Origin of the sequence: Pseudoxanthomonas sp. GM95 (assembly GCF_900109775.1) — a bacterium.
GTDB lineage: Bacteria > Pseudomonadota > Gammaproteobacteria > Xanthomonadales > Xanthomonadaceae > Pseudoxanthomonas_A.
Window position 1 is genome coordinate 69,566 of record NZ_FOAX01000004.1, and the last position, 23,185, is coordinate 92,750.

Sequence of the window (23,185 nt, forward strand, 5' to 3'; positions counted from 1 at the left end):
CGTGCACTGCGCGCGTCAGGCGCGCAGTGCAGCCGCAGCGTGGGCGATGTGCTCGCCGATGAAGCTGGCCATGAAGTAGTAGCTGTGGTCGTAACCGGGCTGCATCCGCAGCGTGATCGGATAGCCGGCCTGCGCGGCCGCGGCTTCGAACAGCTGCGGCTTGAGCTGGTTCGCCAGGAATTCATCGCCTTCGCCCTGGTCGATCAGCAGCGGCAGCGCGGGCGTCGAGGTCTTCACCAGGTCGGTCGCGTCATACGCCGCCCAGGCGGCGCGGTCGTCGCCCAGATACGCGGTGAAGGCCTTCTCGCCCCACGGTACCTGCGAGGGCGCCACGATCGGCGAGAACGCCGACACGCTGCGATAGCGCTGCGGATTCTTCAGCGCGATCACCAGTGCGCCGTGCCCGCCCATCGAATGACCGGAGATCGCACGCGCGTCGGTGACCGGGAAGTTCGCTTCGATCAGCGCGGGCAGCTCGTCGACGATGTAGTCGTACATGCGGTAGTGCGCGGCCCACGGCTGCTGGGTCGCGTTGACGTAGAAGCCTGCGCCCTTGCCCAGGTCGTAGCCGTCCGCATCGGCGACGTCATCGCCGCGCGGGCTGGTGTCCGGCGCGACGATGATCACGCCGTGTTCGGCCGCATAGCGCTGCGCGCCGGCCTTGGTGATGAAGTTCTGCTCGGTGCAGGTCAGGCCGGAGAGCCAGTACAGCACCGGCAGCTTCTGTGTTTCGGCCTGCGGTGGCAGGTAGATGGCAAAGGTCATGTCGCAGGCCAGCACGTCGGAGTGATGGCGATAGACGTCCTGCCAACCGCCGCTGACGGCGCGGTGTTCGATGCGTTCCATTGGAGTTCCTTGAAGGACGTGGCGGCCCGCGCCGCCACGCCGGATGACGCGTGATTGCAGCAAATTTATTGAAGCACGCCGTTGCGCTTGGCGATGTGCGTGGCGATGGCATCCATCAGCGGCGGATTGAGGCTGTCGTACGGCGGCAGGTTCAACTCGGTCAGGCGCGCGCGCACGCCGTCCATCTGCTCCGGACGCGCACCGCCACCTTCGATGATCGAGGAGACGAAGGCCGCGAAACGCGGCTCCTCCCAGCCGGACTGCGGCGAGAGTTCGACGTGGATGAAGTCCAGGCCGTAGAACGGATGGTCCTTGTTCTCGATGCGGCCATACATGTGCGTGCCGCAGGCCTTGCAGGCGTGGCGCTGGATGGCGGCTTTCTCGTCGACGATGGACAGCTTGTCCTCGTTGGCGGTGACGGCCAGCTTGTCGCGCGAGACCACGCCCACGACCGAGAACGCCGCGCCATCCGGCTTCCAGCACTTGGTGCAGCCACAGGCGTGGTTATGCGCCACGTTGGAATCGACCTTCACTTCCACCTTGTCGCTGCTGCACTTGCATTGCAGGGTCCCGCCCGCGAAACCGCCTGCACCTTGCTTGACGCCCTGATCCACACTTGGATGTATCGATAAAGCGCTCATCTGCTTCCTCCCGTTTCCACGACAGATAAAGCGTGCGAAGGATTCCGCACGCCCAAGCGCACGGCGATGCCTCAGTACGAAATCACCGTACGAATCGATTTGCCTTCGTGCATCAGGTCGAAGGCTTCGTTGATCTCATCCAGCGGCAAGGTGTGGGTGACGAACGGCGCGAGTTCGATCTCGCCCTTCATCGCATCCTCGACCATGCCCGGCAGCTGGCTGCGGCCCTTCACACCACCGAAGGCGGTACCCAGCCAGCGACGGCCGGTGACCAGCTGGAACGGACGCGTGGAGATTTCCTGGCCCGCGCCGGCCACGCCGATGATCACGCTCTGACCCCAGCCGCGGTGCGCGCATTCCAGCGCCGCGCGCATCACGTTGACGTTGCCGATGCACTCGAAGGTGTGATCCACGCCCCAGGTGGTCATCTCGACGATGACCTGCTGGATCGGCTTGTCGTAGTCCTTGGGGTTGATGCAGTCGGTGGCGCCGAACTGCTTGGCCAGCTCGAACTTGGACGGATTGGTGTCGATCGCGAAGATCCGCCCGGCCTTGGCCTGGCGCGCGCCCTGGATCACCGCCAGGCCGATGCCGCCCAGGCCGAAGACGGCAACCGAATCGCCCGGCTGCACCTTGGCGGTGTTGTGGACCGCGCCAATGCCAGTGGTGACGCCGCAACCGAGCAGGCAGACCTGCTCCGGGTTGGCTTCCGGGTTGATCTTGGCCAGCGAGACCTCGGCTACCACGGTGTACTCGCTGAAGGTCGAGCAGCCCATGTAGTGGTAGATCGGCTCGCCGTTGTAGGAGAAGCGCGTGGTGCCGTCGGGCATCACGCCCTTGCCCTGGGTGGCGCGCACCGAGGTACACAGGTTGGTCTTGCCCGACTTGCAGAACAGGCACTGGCCGCATTCGGCCGTATAGAGCGGGATGACGTGGTCGCCCGGCGCCACGCTGGTCACGCCCTCGCCCACCTCGACCACGATGCCGGCGCCTTCATGGCCCAGCACGGCCGGGAACAGGCCTTCCGGATCGTCGCCGCTCAGGGTGAAGGCGTCGGTGTGGCAGACGCCGGTATGGGTGATCTTGACCAGCACTTCGCCGGCCTTGGGCGGAGCGACGTCGATCTCGACGATCTCCAGCGGCTTGCCGGGGCCGAATGCAACGGCGGCACGGGATTTCATGATGGTGGACTCCTGTTTGCGAATGGGGGAATAGGAAAAGCGCGCGATGGAGGCGCGCTATTTGAGGTAGGACCGCACCAGCCCGGTCATCTCGGCCAGGCGCGACTCACGCTGGGCATCGCTGTCGGCGGCATGGCCGAAGGTCTCGCGCATGTGGGCTTCCATCACCTCCGACATCAGGCCGTTGACCGCGCCGCGGATGGCGGCGATCTGCTGCAGGACCGGGCCGCAATCGGCACCGGCTTCCAGCGCGCGGGCCAGTGCTTCGGCCTGGCCCTGGATGCGACGCACGCGCGCCAGGACACGCTTCTTTTCTTGGGGCGAATGCGGCATTGGGACCCAGGCAGGCAGATACTGGGGGATAGTATCCGCACGCGATTTGGCAATCGCAAGTCGGACTGCAGCAATTGCCGAATCGCAGGCAAAAAAAGACCCGCAGGTGCCAGGGCACATGCGGGCCGGAGCCGTCCCAGGGGGGAGGGCGGCAATCAAACCATCGTCAGTTGGCGCCACCACCGCCGCCATCGGCCTCGCCTTCCGGCGGCGGGCCCGGGGGACCCGGAGGACCGTGCGGATGCGGCGGGCGCTTGAAGCCCTTGGCCGTCATGCACGCTTCCATCCTGGAAAAGTCCGGGCGCTTGCCATCGGCCGGCGGCTTGCGGTCTTCGCCCGGCTTGGGCGGCGGCGGCAGGCCCAGCTCGGCCGCGCAGGCATCCAGGGCGGCCTTGAATTTCGGGTCGTGCGGCGGTGGTGGACCGGGCGGGCCCGGCGGTGGCGGCGGCATGTCCGCCTCGGCCTGCGTATCGGCGACCGCGGACTGATCCACTGCAAAGGCGGAACCTGCGCTCAGCAATGCAGCCAGCGTTGCAGCAGCGAGGCGATGGGAGCGGATGAAGCGCATATCGAATCTCCTTGGCGTGAGCGGTGCGCCGCAGGACGCAAGCGCACCGGACCAGCCGGTTCCTGTTGGGGCGCGATCGAGCCGAGCGCGCCGCGGTTGAACACACTGACAAGCGATGAAGCGCACCGGGCATGTAGCCAGGCGCACGGCCCACGGCGACCATGACGGACGCAGCGGTACGACGACAGACTGACAAGCCCCGATGCCCCGGCGATGCCGGCCATTGGCGGTGCAGGACACCGCCCTTCTCCCAACTGCGCGTGCCGCCATCAACGCGCCACGCACAGCCCCCTGTGTTGCACTGGCCAAGCCCCCCGGTCACGCCGGACATACGGCCGCACCGACGCAGCGCGTCCCGGAAAAACCCCCACCAAGGCGCCCCGCCACCACCCCTTTCTCGGCGCGGAGGAACCCACCGCCACAATGCCGACATGACATGGCAGCCGGTTGCCAGCCCGTGCCAACGGGCGACACGGGGCGCATGCCCTGCCGCTGGCTGAATATCACGGGGTTTGTGTCGGCAATTTTGTCAGCTTGACAAACGACGCCTACACTGGCGGGGTATTTCTTGCCGCCATGAACGCCATCCTCGCCGATATGGAACCCGAATTCCGCATTCTTGTGGTCGATGACGACCCGGATTTGCGCCGTCTCACCGTCGATTTCCTGATCGGCCACGGCTATGTCGTGGACGAGGCCGAAAGCGCCAAGGACATGTGGGAAACCCTGGAACAGGGCCGCCCCGACCTGATCATCCTGGACGTGATGATGCCTGGCGAAGATGGCCTGAGCGTCGCCCGTCGCCTCAACTCGGGCAATGGCCCGGCCGTCCTGATGCTCAGCGCCCTGGGCAACGACACCGACCGCATCGTCGGCCTTGAAGTCGGCGCGGACGATTACCTCGCCAAGCCTTGCAATCCCCGTGAACTGCTCGCCCGCGTGCGTGCCCTGCTCCGTCGCCAGAAGGCTTTTGGCGCCGCCCCGGAAGTGCGTGGCAGCCAATACGAATTCGGTGGCTGGCGCCTGGATGCGGTCCGCCGCGACCTGCGCGATCCGGGGGGCAACTACATCACCCTGTCCGACGGCGAGTTCTCGCTACTGCGCACCTTCGTCGAACATCCCCAGCGCGTGCTGAGCCGTGACCAGTTGCTGGACCTGGCCCGCGGCCGCGGCACCGAAGTCTTTGATCGCGCCATCGACAGCCAGGTCAGCCGCCTGCGTCGCAAGATCAACGGCCGCGGCCATGCCGAGCTGATCCGCACCGTGCGCAACGAAGGCTACATGCTCCTGCCGGCCGTCACCCGCCTGTGACCGACGCGGCCGGAGGCCGCTCCGGCCGCTCCATCTTCACCCGGACCTTCGTGCTGCTTGCGGCAGCACTGGTCCTGGCGCAATGCATCGGCCTGGCGCTGCTGTTCATGCGCACGCCGGTGTGGAACCGCCCGGTCGACCTGCCGGAAGTGGTCGCACTCCTTTCAACGCGCATGCCGGCCTCCAACAAGGAGGTCTCGGTCACCGACGAGCCGCAGGCGCCCACCGGCGCCGGCGCGATGACGGTCGAAGACCCGCGCATGCGCGCCATCCTGGCCGAGTGGATGCGCCAGCCGACCGCGCAGGTGCACTTCTTCCGCGCCAAGCGCAGTGAGATGTCCGATCCGGGCATGACCGAGAGCGGGGGTGGCATGCTGCCGCCACGTCCGCGCAGCGGTCCGCCGTGGGTGCGACAGACGCCCAGCGGCGAGCCCGATGGCGCCAATGCCGGCGCCAACACCGGCAACGGCAACACGCGTCTGCCGCCAGGCGAGTTCCGTCCGCCTGGCCAGATGATGCCGCCGCCCAATCAGGGCGGCGATCCGTTCAATGACGAGCGTGGCTTTGGTTTTGGCCCGCGCGCACTGGTGGCCAATGGCTTCATCGCCGGTGCCCAGCAGGCCGATGGCAGCTGGCGCGTGGTGCGCTACAACGGCCTGACCCTGTCCAATGCGTTCAAGACCCAGCTGGCCGTGCTGTTCGCGCTGGGCCTGCTGCTGATGCTGCCGCTGGCGTGGTGGTTCTCGCGCCAGCTGTCCGCGCCGATCCGCGAGTTCGCCGCGGCTGCCGACCGCCTGGGCCGCGATCCGGATGCGCCGCCGCTGGAACGCCGCGGCCCGGCCGAGATCGTCCAGGCCACCGATTCGTTCAACGCCATGCAGTCGCGCCTGAGCCGCATGGTGGCCGAACGCACGCACATGGTCGGCGCGATCGCGCACGACCTGCGCACGCCACTGGCGCGCCTGGCCTTCCGCCTCAACGACATCGACTCACCGCTGCGCGAACGCGCCGCCGCCGATATCGACGAGATGAAGCACATGATCACCGTGGCGCTTGAGTTCCTGCGCGACCAGTCGCGCAGCGGGCCGCGCGAGCGCCTGGATTTCCAGCTCCTGGTGGAAAGCGTGGTCGACGATGCGGCCGACATCGGCCAGGACGTGACCCTGGAAGCCGGCGACAGCGTGATGCTCGACGGCGATCCGCTGGCGCTGCGGCGCGTGGTCGGCAACCTGATCGGCAACGCGGTCAAGTACGGCAAGCGCGCGCGGGTGCGCGTGCGCCAGGTCGATGGCCACGCGCGGATGGAAATCGACGACGACGGCCCCGGCATCGATCCGGAGCTGGGCGACAAGCTGTTCATGCCGTTCTTCCGTGGCGAGAACTCGCGCAACAAGGAAACCGGCGGCATCGGCCTGGGCCTGTCGGCCGCGCGCGCGATCGTGCTGGCCCACGGCGGCGAGATCGGCCTGACCAACCTGGAAACCGGCGGCCTGCGCGCTTGGGTCGTCCTGCCGCGCGCCAAGATCGAGCGGTAAGCACGCTTCGCGGCGTCGGCCGTGGCTTGATCGCTTCATTACTTCGCCCGCGCCAAGCAGGCGCTCGCAGCATTCGCATCAAGCGGTGCGCGCACAGCGCGCGCACCCTGCACAAACTCAGTACGCGAACTCGCTGAAGACCGGGTCCACGTTGCCGTTCCAGGCGCCGTGGAAGCGCTCGAGCTTGCGCTCGGCGGCGGTGGTGCCCGAATCGGCGATCTCGGCCAGCACGTCGAGGAAGGCCGATTCGTCCGCGCCGCGATCGTTGAGGAAAGCGCGCCGGCGCAGGCCGGCCTGGGCGATGTTCACCGCCTCGATCGCCAGTTCGCGCACGGTGCCGTTGCGGAACGGCAGCTTCAGCGCCTGGCGCGGCACGCCATCGCGCAGGGCGTGGCGCTCTTCCAGGGTGAAATCCTTGACCAGGTCCCAGGCCGCATCCAGCGCGGCATCGTCATAGAGCAGGCCGACCCAGAACGCCGGCAACGCACACAGGCGCGCCCACGGGCCGGCATCGGCGCCGCGCATTTCCAGGAATTTCTTCATGCGCACTTCGGGGAAGGCGGTGGTCATGTGATCGGACCAGTCGCGCAGCGTCGGCAGCGCGCCCGGCAAGGCCGGCAGCTTGCCCTTGAGGAAGTCGCGGAAGCTCTGCCCGCTGGCGTCGTGGTAGATGCCATCGCGGTAGGAGAAGTACATCGGCACGTCGAGCAGGTAATCGACATAGCGCTCAAAGCCGAAGCCCTCCTCGAACACGAAATCCAGCATGCCGGTGCGGTCCGGATCGGTGTCGGTCCAGATGTGCGAGCGATAGCTCAGGTAGCCGTTGGGCTTGCCTTCGGTGAAGGGCGAATCAGCGAACAGCGCGGTCGCAATCGGCTGCAGCGCCAGCGACACGCGGAACTTCTTCACCATGTCCGCTTCGCTGCCGTAATCCAGGTTGACCTGCACCGTGCAGGTGCGGGTCATCATGTCCAGGCCGAGCTGGCCGACCTTCGGCATGTAGGACTGCATGATCTTGTAGCGGCCCTTGGGCATCCACGGCATCTCGTCGCGGCGCCACTTGGGCTGGAAACCCATGCCCAGGAAGCCAAGCTGCAACTGGTCGGCGACCTGGCGCACCTCGTTGAGGTGGCTGCCCACTTCCACGCAGGTCTGGTGGATGGTTTCCAGCGGCGCGCCGGAAAGCTCCAACTGGCCGGCCGGCTCCAGCGTGACCGAGGCGCCGTCGCGCAGCAGGGCGATGGTGCGGCCGTTTTCCGGCGCCGCTTCCCAACCGAACTGGGTCAGCCCGTTGAGCAGCGCCTCGATGCCGCGCTCGCCGTCGAAGGTCGGCGGGCGCAGGTCGTCGGCGCGGAAGCCGAACTTCTCGTGCTCGGTGCCGATGCGCCAGTCCTGGCGCGGACGCGCGCCCGACGCGGAATAGTCCACCAGCTGCGACAGGTCGGTGATGGGCGTATCGGCAACGTGGCTGGGGCTCGACAAGGGCAACTCGCTTCGGATCGTGGGTCGAGGCCGGACAGGCCGAACTCGCAAGGGCCGCACTATACCGGGCCGGATGTGCAGCATCGTTGCCCCAGATTGGCTTCTGCATTCCATCGCCGTGGCCGGCAGCAACGGGCTACTACATCGGCGGCGATCGCGTCATCGCGGGCGGCTCGCATTCGCACCAGGGCTCGCAGTTCGCCGTGCAGGCGCGGCAATGGCTAGGCTGGGGTCCACCGCCCCCCTTTCGATCATCGCCATGCGCAAGCGTCATTCCGAAGCCCATCGCAGCAACCGCACCGGCTGGCTGCGCGCCGCAGTGCTGGGTGCCAACGACGGCATCGTCTCGGTGGCCGGGTTGATGGTCGGCGTGGCCGCCGGCGGTGCCAGCACGCAGACCCTGATCGCCACCGGCGTGGCCGGGCTGGTTGCGGGCGCGATGTCGATGGCCGCGGGTGAGTACGTGTCGGTCAGCTCGCAGGCCGATACCGAACACGCCGACCTGACCCTGGAAAAACGCGAGCTGGCCGAAGATCCGCACAGCGAGCTGATCGAGCTGGCCCACATCTACGAGCAGCGCGGCCTGCAGCCGGCCCTGGCCCGCCAAGTGGCCGAACAGCTCACCGCACACGACGCACTGGAAGCCCATGCCCGCGACGAACTGGGCATCACCGAGACCTTGCGCGCGCGGCCGGTGCAAGCGGCGCTGGCCTCGGCGGCGGCGTTCTCCATCGGCGCGCTGCTACCGCTGCTGTCGGCAGTGGCGTTCAAGGCGCAGGCCAGCGTGGCGGTGATCGGCGCGACCCTGCTGGCGCTGGTGGCCTCGGGCGCATTGGCAGCACGCGCCGGCGGCGCGCCAGTGCTGCGCGGCGCGGCGCGCGTGGTGTTCTGGGGCGCGTTGGCGATGGCGGCCGCGCACGGCGTCGGCCTGCTGTTCCACGTCTCTGTCTGAAGCCGCGGCGGCGCGATCCAAGGGTTCCTCTGACGCCGACCAGCTGGAGCGGTGGCTGCACGCTTCAACGCCGCCAGCGCAATCCGCTGAGAAACTCTCGGCGGGTGACGTCTCGACCCAGCCGCGCACGCTGTAGCGTTGAGCGCGGCGGTCTCACGCCGGACTTAAGCCGGCTGCGGCGCGGGCGTCGGCAGCAGTCCCAGCCACTGCTGGACCACGGTGCGGGCCTGGTCCACGCCGAGCTTGGATTCGGACGAGAACACCTGCACGCCAACGCTGTCACCGTAGGCCGAGTGCAGTTCCTTCTTCACCGCGGCCATGGTCTGCATCTGCTGGCCGCGGCCGAGCTTGTCGGCCTTGGTCAGCAGCGCGTGGGCGGGGATGCCGCGCTGCACGGCGTAGCCGAGCATCTGTTTGTCGTAATCCTTGAGCGGATGGCGGATGTCCATCACCACCACCAGCCCGCGCAGCGCCTGGCGGCTGGCGAAGTACTGGTCGATGAAGGCCTGCCAGTGCGCCTGCAGGTCCATCGGCACTTTGGCGTAGCCGTAGCCGGGCAGGTCGACCAGGCAGCGCTGCGGCTTCACTTCGAAGAACACCAGCTGCTGGGTGCGGCCCGGGGTCTTGGACACGCGCGCCAGGGCGTTGTGCCCGGCCAGCGCATTGAGCGCACTGGACTTGCCGGCGTTGGAGCGGCCGGCAAAGGCCACTTCCAGGCCCTCGTCGGGCGGCAGCTGGCGGGTGTTGTGGGCCGACAGCAGGTAATGCGCGGCATTGAGATAGTTGGAAACGGCCATGTGCATAGGATCGCACGGGCGCGGGGCCACTGGCCGCCGAACATGCTGCAGCGCGCCATGTTTTTCGGAGATCTGCCCGGGATTTCCGGCCAAAGCGGCAGATCGCCCGCACCCGACCGGGGTCGCATTGACCACCTGAGCGGGCCATGACGATAATCGGCCGGCTTCGCGCCACCTGACCCTGGAGTGCGCGATCCAAAGGAACCACGGAGCTCCAGCTAATGCGCCACGCTCGTGTCTTGGGACTGTCCAGCTTTGCCATTCTTGCCGTCGGCGCCATCGCCTACGCGCAGACCAGCGTGACCCCGCTGCCCGATAACGCTCCGGTGGAAGCCCAGCCGCTGGAGATCGATCTCACCAAGACCCATTGGGGCGACGCCAAGGCCGGCGCGGCCAAGGCGGCGACCTGTGCGGCCTGCCACGGCGCCGACGGCAACCCGGCCGCGCCGATCTATCCGCGCCTGGCCGGCCAGGGCGAGCGCTACATCGCCCAGCAGCTGTCGCTGTTCGCCACCGGCCAGCGCACCACCGGCATGGCCGCAGTGATGATGCCCTTCGCCCAGACCCTGAGCGCGCAGGACATGCGCGATGTCGGCGCCTACTTCGCCACGCAGAAGGCCGGCGCCGGCGTGGCCGACGACAGCCCGATCACCGAAGGCCCCTACAAGGGCATGAAGTTCTACGAGGCCGGCCAGCAGCTGTTCCGCGGCGGCGATGCCAAGCGCGGCATCCCGGCCTGCATGTCCTGCCACGGCCCCAGCGGCGCCGGCAACCCGGGCCCACCGTATCCGCACATCGGCGGCCAACCGCAGGACTACGTCGCCCGTCGCCTGCAGGAGTACCAGGCCGGCACGACCACCTACAAGGATCCGGGCCACTTCCAGATCATGGCGCAGGTGGCCAAGCCGCTGACCGAGCAGGAGATCCAGTCGCTGGCCAGCTACATCCAGGGCCTGCACGACAGCGCCGCCGATGCCGCCGCAGCCAAGGCCGGCCCCGCGCCGGCACCGGCCGCCGCGCCTGCGCCCGCTCCGGCAGAAGCCGCTCCGGCGCCGGAACCAACCCAGCAGTCCTAGGGTCATAGCCTTCCGGCAGCGGGCCGGCTGTCGCCTTCGTCATCCACGCTACGCCGGCCGCACCATGGCCGGCGTTGTCGTTTTTGCCGGACAATCCCCCTCCCCACGCCCTTTGGAAGGACGCCTCCCACATGAAATTGCGCCTGCACCTGTTTGCCGCCCTGCTTGCCCTGCTGCCCCTGGCCGCCTGCGCCTCGCCCACCAACCCCACCGAGGGCGACGATTACGAGGTCATCGCCGGCGGCAAGCCCTTCGCCCCGCTCACCGGTGGCCAGAAGGTCGAGGTGGTCGAAGTGTTCGGCTATGTCTGCATCCACTGCGCGCACTTCGAGCCGCAGTTCGAGGCCTGGCAGAAGAAGCAGCCGGCCAGCGTGCGCGTGACTTCGGTGCCGGCGGCCTTCGGCGGCTTCTGGATTCCCTACGCCAAGGCCTATTACGCGGCCCAGTCGATGGGCGTGCTCAAGCAGAGCCACGCGGCGGTCTTCAAGGCGCTGCACGAGACCGGCGAGCTGCCGATCCAGAATGCCGGCGACGACGAGATCGGCCGCTTCTACGCCAAGTACGGCGTCGATCCGGCCAAGTTCGCCGCCACCATGGAATCACCGCAGGTCGCCGCGCAACTGGACAAGGCCCGCGCCTTCGGCATGGGCAGCGGCATCACCGGCACCCCGACCCTGGTGGTCAACGGCAAGTACCGCATCAAGGTCGCCAGCCCGGACGACGTGCTGAAGGTGGCCGACTTCCTGATCAAGCGCGAACTGGCCGCGGCCAAGTAAGCATCCACATCTGAAATAAACAGGTGGGCCGGCATGATGCCGGCCTGCGTCCCGCACAACGCTTAGATTCGAGGAGTGTGTTGCACATGAAGACCCGTTACATCCTGGCCCTGGTGGCCCTGTTGCCCGTGCTGGCCGCCTGCTCCAAGCCCGAGACCGCCGCGCCCGCCGCCGATGCCGCCCCAGCCACCAGCGCCCCGGCCGCGAGCACGCCCGCCGCCGGCGATGCCGCCGCTGCTGCGCCTGCCCAGGCCGCCGCCGAAGCGCCTAACAACAATCCGCCGGTCGTGCCCGATGGCCCGGCGCCGGTGGAAGGCACCGACTACACGGTGATCGCCGATGGCCAGCCCTTCGAGCCAGCCGACGGCAAGATCGAAGTGGCCGAAGCGTTCAACTACATCTGCCCGGCCTGCGCGCAGTTCGAGCCGCTGTTCAACCAGTGGAAGGCCAAGGAGCCCTCGGACGTGCGCGTGGTCTACGTGCCGGCGCAGTTCCGCCCGGACTTCCGCGACTACGCCAAGGTGTACTACGCCGCCCAGGCCCTGGGCATCGACAAGCAGAGCCACGACGCGATCTTCAAGGCGATCCACCAGGACAAGACGCTGCCGGGTGAAGGCCAGAGCATCGACCTGGACAAGATCGCCCAGTGGTACACCCAGTACGGCGTGACCGCTGATCAGTTCAAGCAGACCATGGGCAGCTTTGCCGTGGCCGGCAAGATGAGCAAGGCCAACCAGTTCCTGATGCGTGCCCAGATCGGCGGCACGCCGTCGGTGATCGTGGCCGGCAAGTACCTGGTCAAGGGCAAGAGCTATTCGGACTTCCTGCGCATCACCGACCACCTGATCGCGCGCGAGCGCCAGGCGGCCGGCGCCAAGTAAGGCGTCGCTGATGTCCGAGTCTGCCGCTTCGCCACGCCGGTTGCGGATGTTGAGTGCCAACATCCAGGCCGGCTCCAGCACCCGCCGCTACAGCGACTACTTCACCCGGAGCTGGTCGCATGCGCTGCCGGTGGGCGCCAAGCGCACCAGCCTGGATGCGATCGCCGAACTGGCCGGCGGGCACGACATCGTCGGGCTGCAGGAGGCCGATCCCGGCAGCCTGCGGTCCGGTTTCACCAACCAGACCCATTACGTGGCGCAGCGGGCCGGCTTCGAATACTGGAGCCACCAGCCCAACCGCAACGTGGCCCGCGTGGCCGGCAGCGCCAACGGCCTGCTGAGCAAGCTGGAGCCGGTCAAGATTGCCATGCATCCGCTGCCCGGCCGCATCGCCGGGCGCGGCGTGCTGCTGGCACATTTTGGCGAAGGCGACGATGGACTGGTGGTGGCTGTGGCGCACCTGTCGCTGGGCAACGGCTCGCGCCGGATGCAGCTGGGTTTCATCGCCGAGCTGCTGGCCCCGCACAAGCATTCGGTACTGATGGGCGACTTCAACTGCGTGCCCGACGTGCCGGAAATGGATTTGCTGTATTCGCGCACGCACCTGCGTCCGCCGAGTTTCTGCGTGCCGACGTTCCCTTCTTGGCGCCCGCAGCGCGCGATCGACCACATCCTGGTCACCGACCATCTGGTCCATGCCAACGCACGGGCGATGCCGGCCGCATTTTCCGATCATCTGGCGCTGGCGCTGGAGATCGACGTGCCCGCGCAAGCCTTGCAGCAGTAGGGCTTTCCACTGTGGGAGTCGGTTCAGCGGCTGGCCCATGCAAAATCCGATTCATGCGGGCCTGCTTATCATCACGGGCATGATCCGCATTGCCCTGCTCACGACCCTGACCGCGCTGTGCTGCGCGGCCCCGCTGGCCCACGCACAGGACCTGGACGCACAACGTCCGCTGGTGCGCGATGCCCTGCAGGCGGCCGAACGCGGCCAGCTCTCGCCGCTGCAGAATCCGACGCTGGATAACAGCCCGGTGCGCGGCTGGATCGAGTTCGCCCAGCTCAAGTACGCCATCGACACGGTGGGCAACGCGCAGGCGCAGGATTTCCTCAAGCGCTATGCGAACCAGCCGGTCGCCACCGCGTTCCGCAGTGCCTGGCTGCCGGCGCTGGCGCGCCGCAAGGACTGGAACGCGCTGCTGGCTAACTGGCAGCCCACCGACAACACCGGCCTGCGCTGCGCGCGCCTGCAGGCGCTGTGGGTACAGGGCAAGGGCGACGCAGCCTGGACCAAGGACGCACAAGACTTGTGGCGCGCGGCGGCCAAGCCGCTGCCCGATGGCTGCGATCCGGTGTTCGCCGCGCTCACCGCGGAAGGCCAGCTCAGCGATGCGTTGCGCTGGGAGCGCATCGACGCGGCCGCGGCTGCAGGCCAGACCGCGGTGATGCGCGCGGCGGCCAATGGCCTGTCCAGTGGCGATCGCAGCCAGGCGATCGCCTATGCGGGCTTTCTTGATGCGCCGGCCACGCAGGGCCTGGGCTGGGACAAGTCCGACCGCAGCCGGCAGATGGCGAGCGATGGCCTGGAACTGCTCGCGCGCAAGGACCCGGATACCGCCGAGCGCCTGCTGCCGCAGTACACGCAAAGCCTGGGCCTGACGGCAGAACAGCAGGGCCAGGTGCGTTACCAGATCGCGCTGTGGACGGTGGCGTCGTATCTGCCCGATTCGGCGCGACGCCTGGCCGCGGTGCCCGATGGCGCCTTCGACGAGCGCTTGCACGAGTGGCAGGCGCGCGAAGCGCTCTCGCGTGGCGACTGGGCCTCGGCCCTCAAGGCGATCCGCGAGATGCCGCCGACGCAGCGCGGCGATGCGCGCTGGGAATGGTTCGAGGCGCGCATGCTCGACAAGACCGGCCAGCCGGGCCAGGCCCGCACGCTATACGCCGAGGCCGCCAAGACGGCGACCTTCCACGGCTTCATGGCTGCCGACAAGCTCGGCCAGCCCTACGCGCTTTGTGCGCGCGAGCCGCAGGACACGCCGCAGGCCGAAGCCGCGGTCGCACGCGATCCGGCGCTGATCCGCGCGATGGAACTGTGGAAGCTGGACCGCGCCACCTGGGCCACGGCCGAGTGGAACGACGCCCTGAGCCGCTTCAACGACGACCAGCGCCGGATCGCGGTGGAAGTCGCGCGCGACAACGGCTGGTTCGATCGCGCGGTGTTCTCGCTGGGCAAGAAGCCGGACGAGTTGCAGCTCTACAGCCTGCGTTTCCCGCTGCACCACGATGCGAGCATCCGCCGCGAAGCGACGAAGAACGCGATCGATCCGGCCTGGGTCGCGGCCGAGATCCGCGCCGAAAGCATCTTCAATCCCAACGCGCGCTCGCCGGCCAACGCGATGGGCCTGATGCAGGTCCTGCCCGGCACCGGCGCCGGCGTGGCCCAGCGCAACGGCATCGCCTACGCCGGCGCGCCGAGCCTGTACGACTCCGACACCAACATCGCCATCGGCACCGCCTATCTGCGCGAACTGCTCAACAAGTACGGCACGCCGTACGTGACCATCGCCGCCTACAACGCCGGGCCGACGCCGACGGCACGCTGGCAATCGCAGCGTCCAGGCTTCGATCCGGACGTGTGGATCGAGACCATCAGCTACAAGGAAACACGCGAGTACGTGGCGCGCGTGCTGGCCTTCAGCGTGATCTACGACTGGCGCCTCAACAAGGACGCGCTGTCGTTAAGCGATCGCATGAACGGCCGCCTCGACGGCAAGCGCAAGTCGTTTGTCTGCACCGGCGCGCAGGGCGTGGCGAACTGATCAAGCCGCTCAGGCATCATGGTGCGATGAAGACCTATCTCGTCGGCGGCGCGGTCCGCGATGCCCTGCTTGGCCTGCCCGCAGGCGATCGCGACTGGGTCGTGGTTGGCGCCACGCAGGCGGAGATGGAAGCGCAGGGATTTCGCGCGGTCGGCAAGGATTTCCCGGTGTTCCTGCACCCGGAGACGCAGGAGGAATACGCGCTGGCGCGGACCGAGCGCAAGTCCGGGCGCGGCTATCGCGGCTTCGTGGTCGATGCCGATCCGTCGGTGACGCTGGAAGAAGACCTGCAGCGGCGCGACTTCACCCTCAATGCCATCGCCCGCGATGCGGACGGCACGCTGGTCGACCCTTACGGCGGCGCGCGCGATCTCGAGGCGCGCGTGCTGCGCCATGTCGGACCGGCGTTCTCCGAAGATCCGCTGCGCGTGCTGCGTGCAGCACGCTTCATGGCGCGCTTCGCGCCGCTGGGCTTCACCGTCGCGCCGGACACGCTGGCGCTGATGCGGCAGATGGCCGACAGCGGCGAGCTGTCCACGCTGGTGCCCGAACGCGTCTGGCAGGAGCTGCGGCGTGCACTGGGATACGCCCAGCCCAGCGCGTTCCTGCGCACCCTGCACGACGCCGGCGCGCTGCGCCATGTGCTGCCAGAACTGGACGCGCTGTATGGCGTGCCGCAGCGCGCCGAGTTCCATCCGGAAATCGACACCGGCGTGCACCAGGAACTGGTCAGCGACATGGCCGCGCGCCTGGCGCCGGGCGATGACGTGATCGGTTTCGCTGCGCTCACGCACGATCTCGGCAAGGCGCTGACACCGGCGGACGTGTTGCCGCGCCATCTCGGCCACGAGCATGCCGGCCTCAAGCCGCTGCAGGCGCTGTGCGAACGGCTGAAGGTGCCCAGCGAACATCGCGAGCTGGCGACGATGGCCTGTCGCGAACACCTCAACGTGCATCGCCTGTTCGAGCTGCGCGACAGCACCGTGCACGACCTACTGGCCCGCTGCGATGCTTTTCGCAAACCCGCGCGCATCGCCCAGCTGGCCCTGGTCTGCGAATGCGACAAGCGCGGCCGTGCCGGCAGCGCCGAGGACGACTATCCGCAGGGCCGCGAACTGGTTCGCCTGCACGCCGCGGCCTGCGCCATCAACGCGCGCGATGTCGCCAGGGACGGGCTCAGCGGCCCGCAGATCGGCGAAGCCGTGCGCAACGCGCGGATCGACGCGATTGCGCAGGCACGCGCCGCATCGCGCTGAGTCCTCCGCGCGACCGCAGTGATGGCCTGACCGCCGCCGGTCACACGCGGCGCCGTATGCTGGCCGCTCCGAACCGCGCAGGGAGCGATGCGATGTCTCGATGGATCTTCGGGTTGATGTTGATGCTTGGCGCCGGCCAGGCGCTGGCCGACAGCTGTACGGATCAAGCGCCCAAGGCGCTGCGCACGCGGCTGGAGAGCCAGTTCCCCGACTTCACCTTCCCGCGCGAATACGACAACGCACCCGCCGACGTGGCCAATACCCGCGATCGCGGCGGCTCGTCCTGCCTGGGCGTGGCCACAGGCGATTTCGATGGCGACGACAAGGATGACCTGATCGTGGCGCTGACCGCGCTGGATGGCGAAGGGGCGATGATCGTGGCGATCCGCGACGCACAAGGCGCGGCGACCGTCCGCATGCTGGACCAGCAGCGTCGCGGACGCCGCGCGCTCACGCTGGGCCGCGGCAATCCCGGCTTGTACGAGCGCACGCGGGCCGGTGCCAATGGTCTGCGTCGCTGGTATGCCGATGGCGAAGTGGAGCGACTGGACTGCCCGAACGAGGTCGCCATCATCGGCGTGTCCGAGTCCTCGGCCCGCGCCTACTGCAGCGGCCGCGCCGGCTGGCAGTGGGTGCAGATCGCCGATTGAGAGGCGGGGTCAGTCTGACTCGCCCAGCTGGGCGAAGAAGCCGCTCAGGGCCGGCGAACGCGGGCGATTGATCAGTTCCAGGCGATAGAGCGGCCGCTGCATCGGTGGGCCATCGGGCAGTGTCAGCGCGCGCAGCTTGCCGACCGAGATCAGGTCGGCGACCACGGCCGCGGGCAGGATCGCCACGCCATCGCCGGCCGCCACGGCGCGGGCGATGGCCTCGTTGCTGCCGATCTCCAGCGTGCGCGCCGTCGCGATGCCACGTGCTTCCAGCAGGGTCTGCGCAACTTCGCGCGTGCCCGAGCCGGGCTCGCGCACCAGCCAGCGCTGCGCCGCCAGCTGCTTTGCGCTGGCGCGTCGCGACGCGCCCAAGGACGAGGACGCTGCCACCACCGCCTGCAACGGTTCGTCGCGCCAGCGCGTGGCGACGATGCGTTCGTCATGCGGCGGGCCTTCGACGAAGCCGGCGTCGATCCGGCAATCGACCAGCGCATTGGCGATCTCGCCGGTGTTGCCCACCACAAGCGCGCTGTCCAGCTGCGGGTACTGCGCCACGTGCCGGGCGAATACGTCCGACAGCCAGTACGCGGCGACGGTGGTGCTGGCGCCGATGCGCAGGCCGCCGCGACGCAGGCCAACGCGTTCGCGCACTTCTTCCAGCGCCGCGCGCTCCATCGCGAAGATGCCGCGCGCATGGCGATACAGCGCCTGGCCGCCGTCGGTCAGGCGCACGCCGCGGCCGCCGGACCGGTCGATCAGCGGCAGGTCGAGCTGGCTTTCCAGCTCGCGCAGCGCCTTGGACACCGCCGACTGGCTGACGAACAGCGCCTCGGCCGCGCGGGAAAACCCGTTGTGCTCCACCACCGCGGAGAACACGCGCAACAGGTGCAGGTTCAAGCCATGAGTTGAATTCATGGAAAGTTGAAAATGATGTATTGGACGCATTCTAGCCGCAGGCGGAGCATGGCCGCATCTCCTCGCTACCCGGACGCCGCCGCCATGTCCAGCACTGCCGCCCCTGCGCACACCACCCTGCTCCGCCGCCCCGGCTTCTGGCCCGGGCTGCTGCTGGTGCTGCTGATCGCGCTGGCCGGCATCGGCCTGTCCAACCTGGCGTGGGCCAAGACCGCCGGCCTGAGCGCGCTGACCCTGGCGATCGTGATGGGCATCGTGCTGGGCAACAGCGTCTTCCCCAGTATCGCCGCGCAGACCGGCACCGGCGTGGACTACGCCAAGGCGATGCTGCTGCGCGCCGGCATCGTGCTGTACGGCTTCCGCGTGACCTTTCAGGACGTGCTGGGCGTGGGCGTGGCCGGCCTGGTGATCGACTTGGTGGTGGTAGCCGGCGTGTTCTGTTCGGCCACCTGGATCGGCACGCGCATCCTGAAGCTGGACCGCGAGTCGGCCATGCTGATCGGCGCCGGCAGTGCCATCTGCGGCGCCGCCGCGGTGCTGGCCGCCGAGCCGGTGATCAAGGCACCCGCGCACAAGGTCTCGGTCGCCGTGGCCACGGTGGTGGTGTTCGGCACGCTGGCGATGTTTCTGTATCCCTGGATGTACCCGCTGCTGGGTCTGGACGCGCATGCCTATGGCGTGTACGCAGGTTCGACCATCCATGAGGTCGCCCAGGTCGTGGTCGCCGGGCGCGGCGTCAGCGAGGAAGCCGGCGCAGCTGCGGTGATCGAGAAGATGCTGCGGGTGATGATGCTGGCGCCGTTCCTGCTGGCCCTGGGCGCCTGGCTGCGCCGCGGCAGCAAGACCAGCGAAGGCGGCAGCACGCCGCTGACGATCCCGTGGTTTGCGCTGCTGTTCGTGCTGGTCGCCGGCTTCAACTCGCTGCACCTGCTGTCCAAGCCGGTGGTCGACGCGATCCTGATGCTGGACACGCTGCTGCTGGCGATGGCGATGGCCGCCCTCGGCCTGCGCACGCACTGGGGCTCGATCAAGCAGGCCGGCACCAAGCCGCTGCTGCTGGCGGCAATCCTGTGGGTGCTGTTGATCGGTGGGGGGTATGGGTTGAATCGGGTGGTGATGGCGCTGTTGGGGTGAAGCTTGGCGCTGTTGCTATTGCCTCTGCTTGCGCCTTCGCTGTTGCCTTGGACCTTCGCTTCAACTGACCGAGCCGTCAAAGCACGTCGAGCACCGGAGCCTGAGCAGGCCGAAGAGGCGCGGGTGTTTGAGCGAAGCGAGTTCCCGCGCCGTGCCTGAGCAGGCGAGGAGCGCAGGGGACCGATGCGGAGCATCGGCGTGCGTCCGGCGAGAAGCGGTTTTGCTTCCTTTTGCCGCGACAAAAGGAAGTCGCGCCCATCGGGCGTGAAAGCTTTTGATCCTGCTTGCGGCTTCAAGCTCGCTCGGCAGGAGAGAAACTTCAGAACAACGGAAAGTGCAAAGCTTTCGCGCCGCTTCGCGGCACGAGTGACTTTTGTCGCGGCAAAAGTCACCAAAACCGCTTCTCGCCGGACACTCGCCGCCGCTGCGCGGCGGTGCCCTGCGCTTCTCGAAGAAGACGGCACGTCGCCCAAACTCGCTTCGCTCAGACAGGGCGACTCCGCGGCCGTCTCCTTCTCCGATGCTCGGCTCGCTTTACGGCTCAGACAGGGGAAGCAAAGAGCCAAAACAAAGCAGATCAACGACAACGGCGCAAATTCTGCCGGCACCGTCATTCGTCACGATGCCGGCACCCCCGCCACAACATCACTCCCACCCAACGCCTGATACAGCGTCACATCCGCCACCAGCTGATTCAGCCGCACCTGCGCCAGCGAGAGCTCCGAACTGCGCAGCGTCTGCTGCGCATCCAGCCAGGTGCGCAGGTCGGTGGCGCCGACCTGGTAGCGGACCTGGTACATGCGCGCCACGTCCTGCGCCGCTTCGAACGACTTGCGCGAGGACGCGACCTGCTGGGCCAGTTGCTCGCGGGAGGACAGTGCGTTGTCCACTTCGCTCAGCGCGGTATAGAGCGTCGTGCGGAAATCGCTGGCGGCGATCTCATACGAGGTGCCCGCGATCTCAGTGTTGAGCTGGGCCTGGCGCACGTTGAGGAACGGCAGGCTCAGGCCCGCGCCGAGCGTGCCGATCGGGTTCTTGACCACATCGGCCAGCGAGGTGCTGCTGCCGCTGACCGAGCCGGTCAGCGAGAACGCCGGGTAGTAGCTGCGCGCGGTGGCCTTGATGCTCGCCAGCGATTCGCGCAAGCGCAGCTCGGCCGCGCGCAGGTCGGGGCGACGGCCCAGTAGGTCGGCGGGCACGCCTTCGGCCAATGCGGGGCTGGTCGCGGCGTCGAGGTTCTGCGGTTCGTCGGCCTGCGGCCACGGCGTGCCGTCCAGCAGCACGGTGAGGGCGTTGCGCACTTCCACGCGCTGCTGCACCAGCTGGCTCTGTGCGGTGCGCTGGCTTTCCAGGTTCTGTTCGGCCTCGCGCACTTCCAGGCGCGAGACGTTGCCGGCGTCGAACTGCACGCGCACCAGGTCCAGCGCCTGCTGCAGGTAATCCAGGTTGGCCTGGCCGGCCACGATGCTCTGGTTGAGATAGGCTAGCGTCCAGTACTGCTGGCAGACTTCGCCGACCAGCGCGAGCGCGGTGTTCTCGCGGTCTTCGGCCGTGGCCTTGGCTTCCCACGCGGCCACATCGCGCTCGGCGCGCAGGCGGCCCCACAGGTCGACCTCCCAGCTCAGGCCAACGCTGGCGCTGGACGACTTCTGCAGGCTGCCGTGCGTGTCGAGCTGGCGCGAGCCGCCGCTGCTGAGGTTGCTGGTCACCGAAGGCCACAGATCGGTCTCGGCCAGCCCAGCCTGCAGCCGCGCCTGGCGCAGAGTCAGTCCAGCCGAGGCGAGGTTGGCGTTGACCTGCAGTGCCTGGCTGACCATCCGATCAAGCCGCGCATCGCCGAAGCCCCGCCACCAGGCGTCGTCGCCGATGTTGCGCGCCGGCCAGGTGACGTCGGTTTCCAGCGGCTGGCTGGGCGCGTTGATCGCGGCATCGCCGCGGCCGAAGTGGTCGGCCACAGCCAGCGGAGCGGCGCGGTAGTCGCCGATGCTGGCGCAGGCCGAGAGCGTGGCGGCGATCGCCAGCGACAGGCCGGCGGTCCGCAGGAAAGAGAATGTCTTCATGTTCATTCGCGCGCCAGCGCCTCCACGGGGTCGAGTTGCGCGGCATTGCGCGCGGGCAGGAAGCCGAACACCACGCCGATCAGCGATGAGCAGGCAAACGCCGCCACGATCGAGCCGGTGGAAAAGATCATGCTGAAGGAACCGCCCGCCGCAGCGAACACCTGGCCCAGGCCCAGCGCCAGCGCCACGCCCAGCACGCCGCCGAACAGGCACACCAGCACCGCCTCGATCAGGAACTGCTGGAGGATGTCGCCCTGGCGCGCGCCGACGGCCATGCGCACGCCGATCTCGCGGGTCCGCTCGGTCACCGAGACCAGCATGATGTTCATCACGCCGATGCCGCCGACCACCAGCGCGATGGCGGCGATCGCGCCGATCATCAGGGTCATGGTCTGGGTGGTCTTCTCGATGGTCTCGCGAATCTCGGCACTGTTGCTGAGGAAGAAATCCTCGGTGCCGTGGCGCAGCTTGAGCAGGCGGGTGAGCGCCTGTTCGGCCGCGTCCATCGGCGTGTCGTCGGACACGCGCACGGTGATCGACGAGACGTAGCTCTGGCCCAGCATGCGCGACATCGCCGTGGTGTACGGCACCCACACGCTCAAGGACGAGCTGCTCCCGAAGCCGGTGGTCTGCTTCTGCACCACGCCGACCACGCGCACCGGCACGTTGCTGAGCAGGATGATCTTGCCGATCGGACTCTCGCGCGAGGTGCCGAAGAATTGCTTGCGCGTGTTCTGGTCGATCACCGCGACCTGGGTAATGCCCTTGACCGCATCGGCATCGAACAGCGCGCCCTCGGCCAGCTTCAGCCCCTTGACCCGGAAATACTGCTCGCCCACGCCGCTGACCGACGCCGTCGCCGCGGTGTTGCCGTAGCGCGCGGTCACCGACGTGGAGACATTGGGCGTGGCGCTGTCCACGTAGCTCTGCTGCGATAGCGCGGTGGCATCGGTGGCCTTGAGCGTCTGCACGCGCCCGGAGCGCATGTCGCCGAAGCCGCTGCCCGGATACACCTCGATGGTGTTGGTGCCCAGCGCGGAGATGTTGGACAGGATCTGCTGCTGCGAGCCGTTGCCCAGCGCCACCACCGACACCACCGAGGCGATGCCGATAATGATGCCGAGCATGGTCAGGAAGGTGCGCAGGCGATGGGCGTTCATCGCCAGCAGCGCCATGCGGAAAGCCTCGACGAAGCGGTCGCGCAGCGCCTGGAAGCGGCTGCCGCCATCGGCATGCGCCGGCAGTACACGCATGGCGCGATGGGTGTCGACCGCGTCGTTGGGGTGGTCGCCGATCACCGCGCCATCGCGCAGCTCGATGATGCGCTGGGCATGGCGCGCCACCGACATGTCGTGGGTGACGATGATGATGGTGTGGCCTTCGGCATGCAGCTCGGCAAGGATCTTCATCACCTCCTCGCCCGAGGCCGTGTCCAGTGCACCGGTGGGTTCATCGGCCAGGATCACCTGGCCACCGTTCATCAACGCGCGCGCGATCGACACGCGCTGCTGCTGGCCGCCGGAGAGCTGGCCGGGTTTGTGTCCCGTGCGATCGGTCAGGCCAAGCCGGCCCAGCAACGCCGCCGCACGTGCCAGTCGCGGCGCGCTGGGCGTGCCGGCGTAGATAGCCGGCACCGCGACATTGCCGGTCGCATCCAGGTCGCCCAGTAAGTGATAGCGCTGGAAGATGAAGCCGAAGTGCTCGCGGCGCAGCTGGGCCAGTTCGTCCGGCAGCATCGCGCCGGTCTCGCGGCCGGCCACGCGGTAGCTGCCGGTGGTGGGCCGGTCCAGGCAACCCAGGATGTTCATCAGCGTGGACTTGCCCGAACCGGACTGGCCGACGATGGCGACCATCTCGCCCGCGGCGATATCCAGGTTGACGTCCTTGAGCACGGCGATGGTGTCTTCGCCGGAGGGAAATTCGCGGCGCAGGTCGCGCAGCTGCAGCAGTGCCTCATTCATCGCGTGGC

General features: G+C 68.1%; 22 protein-coding genes. 12 read left to right on the forward strand and 10 right to left on the reverse strand.

Annotated features, from left to right (window positions below; translation table 11 throughout):
- Window positions 1-15: 15 nt before the first annotated feature.
- The 5 genes from fghA to BMZ17_RS18295 all read right to left on the reverse strand — a co-directional run bounded on the left by fghA (window position 16) and on the right by BMZ17_RS18295 (window position 3,569).
- The gene (gene fghA, locus BMZ17_RS18275) at window positions 16-846 is read right to left on the reverse strand and encodes an S-formylglutathione hydrolase (protein ID WP_093142710.1); all 831 of its coding nucleotides are present in this window, start codon (window positions 844-846) and stop codon (window positions 16-18) included.
- Between the two features lie 65 nt (window positions 847-911).
- Complete coding sequence (gfa, locus tag BMZ17_RS18280) at window positions 912-1,487, reverse strand: S-(hydroxymethyl)glutathione synthase (RefSeq protein ID WP_093142716.1); 576 nt, start codon at window positions 1,485-1,487, stop codon at window positions 912-914.
- Window positions 1,488-1,558: 71 nt separating this feature from the next.
- On the reverse strand, window positions 1,559-2,668 hold the full coding sequence (locus tag BMZ17_RS18285; RefSeq protein WP_093142721.1) for an S-(hydroxymethyl)glutathione dehydrogenase/class III alcohol dehydrogenase: 1,110 nt from the start codon (window positions 2,666-2,668) through the stop codon (window positions 1,559-1,561).
- A 57-nt stretch (window positions 2,669-2,725) separates the two neighbouring features.
- Entirely contained in the window at window positions 2,726-3,001 is a 276-nt protein-coding gene (locus tag BMZ17_RS18290) for a metal/formaldehyde-sensitive transcriptional repressor (protein WP_093142725.1), read from the reverse strand.
- Between the two features lie 166 nt (window positions 3,002-3,167).
- A complete protein-coding gene (locus BMZ17_RS18295) occupies window positions 3,168-3,569 on the reverse strand; it encodes a hypothetical protein (RefSeq protein ID WP_093142730.1) in 402 nt (133 codons plus the stop codon).
- 597 nt (window positions 3,570-4,166) lie between these two features.
- Here BMZ17_RS18295 and BMZ17_RS18300 point away from each other — a divergent pair.
- The gene (locus BMZ17_RS18300; protein WP_093143918.1) at window positions 4,167-4,880 is read left to right on the forward strand and encodes a response regulator; all 714 of its coding nucleotides are present in this window, start codon (window positions 4,167-4,169) and stop codon (window positions 4,878-4,880) included.
- 50 nt (window positions 4,881-4,930) lie between these two features.
- Window positions 4,931-6,415: an ATP-binding protein gene (locus BMZ17_RS18305; protein WP_254775451.1), complete on the forward strand. Its 1,485-nt coding sequence runs from the start codon at window positions 4,931-4,933 to the stop codon at window positions 6,413-6,415.
- Window positions 6,416-6,532: 117 nt separating this feature from the next.
- Here the strand turns inward: BMZ17_RS18305 and BMZ17_RS18310 are convergent, their stop codons facing one another.
- Window positions 6,533-7,897, reverse strand: a complete 1,365-nt coding sequence (locus tag BMZ17_RS18310) for a glutamate--cysteine ligase (protein ID WP_093142735.1) — start codon at window positions 7,895-7,897, stop codon at window positions 6,533-6,535.
- A 259-nt stretch (window positions 7,898-8,156) separates the two neighbouring features.
- Between BMZ17_RS18310 and BMZ17_RS18315 the strand changes: the two genes are divergently transcribed.
- Window positions 8,157-8,849 (forward strand): VIT1/CCC1 transporter family protein, encoded by a 693-nt coding sequence (locus tag BMZ17_RS18315; RefSeq protein ID WP_175485670.1) that lies wholly within the window; start codon window positions 8,157-8,159, stop codon window positions 8,847-8,849.
- A gap of 164 nt (window positions 8,850-9,013) precedes the next feature.
- Here BMZ17_RS18315 and yihA read toward each other — a convergent pair whose 3' ends face one another.
- Complete coding sequence (gene yihA, locus BMZ17_RS18320; RefSeq protein WP_093143931.1) at window positions 9,014-9,646, reverse strand: ribosome biogenesis GTP-binding protein YihA/YsxC; 633 nt, start codon at window positions 9,644-9,646, stop codon at window positions 9,014-9,016.
- A gap of 221 nt (window positions 9,647-9,867) precedes the next feature.
- Between yihA and BMZ17_RS18325 the strand changes: the two genes are divergently transcribed.
- The 7 genes from BMZ17_RS18325 (at window position 9,868) to BMZ17_RS18355 (ending at window position 17,107) form a co-directional block, all read left to right on the forward strand.
- Complete coding sequence (locus BMZ17_RS18325) at window positions 9,868-10,722, forward strand: c-type cytochrome (protein WP_093142739.1); 855 nt, start codon at window positions 9,868-9,870, stop codon at window positions 10,720-10,722.
- Window positions 10,723-10,853: 131 nt separating this feature from the next.
- A complete protein-coding gene (locus BMZ17_RS18330; RefSeq protein ID WP_093142744.1) occupies window positions 10,854-11,498 on the forward strand; it encodes a thiol:disulfide interchange protein DsbA/DsbL in 645 nt (214 codons plus the stop codon).
- Between the two features lie 86 nt (window positions 11,499-11,584).
- Window positions 11,585-12,379, forward strand: coding sequence for a thiol:disulfide interchange protein DsbA/DsbL (locus tag BMZ17_RS18335; RefSeq protein ID WP_093142748.1), 795 nt, complete (start codon window positions 11,585-11,587; stop codon window positions 12,377-12,379).
- Window positions 12,380-12,425: 46 nt separating this feature from the next.
- Complete coding sequence (locus BMZ17_RS18340; RefSeq protein WP_093142753.1) at window positions 12,426-13,166, forward strand: endonuclease/exonuclease/phosphatase family protein; 741 nt, start codon at window positions 12,426-12,428, stop codon at window positions 13,164-13,166.
- Window positions 13,167-13,245: 79 nt separating this feature from the next.
- Complete coding sequence (locus BMZ17_RS18345; protein WP_093143935.1) at window positions 13,246-15,201, forward strand: transglycosylase SLT domain-containing protein; 1,956 nt, start codon at window positions 13,246-13,248, stop codon at window positions 15,199-15,201.
- 26 nt (window positions 15,202-15,227) lie between these two features.
- Window positions 15,228-16,457 (forward strand): multifunctional CCA addition/repair protein, encoded by a 1,230-nt coding sequence (locus tag BMZ17_RS18350; protein ID WP_093142757.1) that lies wholly within the window; start codon window positions 15,228-15,230, stop codon window positions 16,455-16,457.
- A 92-nt stretch (window positions 16,458-16,549) separates the two neighbouring features.
- Window positions 16,550-17,107, forward strand: coding sequence for a hypothetical protein (locus tag BMZ17_RS18355; protein WP_139203006.1), 558 nt, complete (start codon window positions 16,550-16,552; stop codon window positions 17,105-17,107).
- 9 nt (window positions 17,108-17,116) lie between these two features.
- Here the strand turns inward: BMZ17_RS18355 and BMZ17_RS18360 are convergent, their stop codons facing one another.
- On the reverse strand, window positions 17,117-18,022 hold the full coding sequence (locus tag BMZ17_RS18360; protein ID WP_254775452.1) for a LysR family transcriptional regulator: 906 nt from the start codon (window positions 18,020-18,022) through the stop codon (window positions 17,117-17,119).
- 84 nt (window positions 18,023-18,106) lie between these two features.
- On the opposite strand from BMZ17_RS18360, the gene BMZ17_RS18365 reads away from it, so the two are divergent.
- Entirely contained in the window at window positions 18,107-19,156 is a 1,050-nt protein-coding gene (locus BMZ17_RS18365; protein WP_254775453.1) for a YeiH family protein, read from the forward strand.
- Between the two features lie 183 nt (window positions 19,157-19,339).
- Window positions 19,340-19,822: a hypothetical protein gene (locus BMZ17_RS21200; RefSeq protein WP_175485673.1), complete on the forward strand. Its 483-nt coding sequence runs from the start codon at window positions 19,340-19,342 to the stop codon at window positions 19,820-19,822.
- On the opposite strand, the gene BMZ17_RS18375 is transcribed toward BMZ17_RS21200, so the two are convergent.
- Window positions 19,774-21,216 (reverse strand): efflux transporter outer membrane subunit, encoded by a 1,443-nt coding sequence (locus BMZ17_RS18375; protein WP_254775454.1) that lies wholly within the window; start codon window positions 21,214-21,216, stop codon window positions 19,774-19,776. The genes BMZ17_RS21200 and BMZ17_RS18375 overlap by 49 nt on opposite strands.
- A 2-nt stretch (window positions 21,217-21,218) precedes the next feature.
- Window positions 21,219-23,177, reverse strand: a complete 1,959-nt coding sequence (locus BMZ17_RS18380) for a MacB family efflux pump subunit (protein WP_093142775.1) — start codon at window positions 23,175-23,177, stop codon at window positions 21,219-21,221.
- Window positions 23,178-23,185 lie beyond the last annotated feature (8 nt).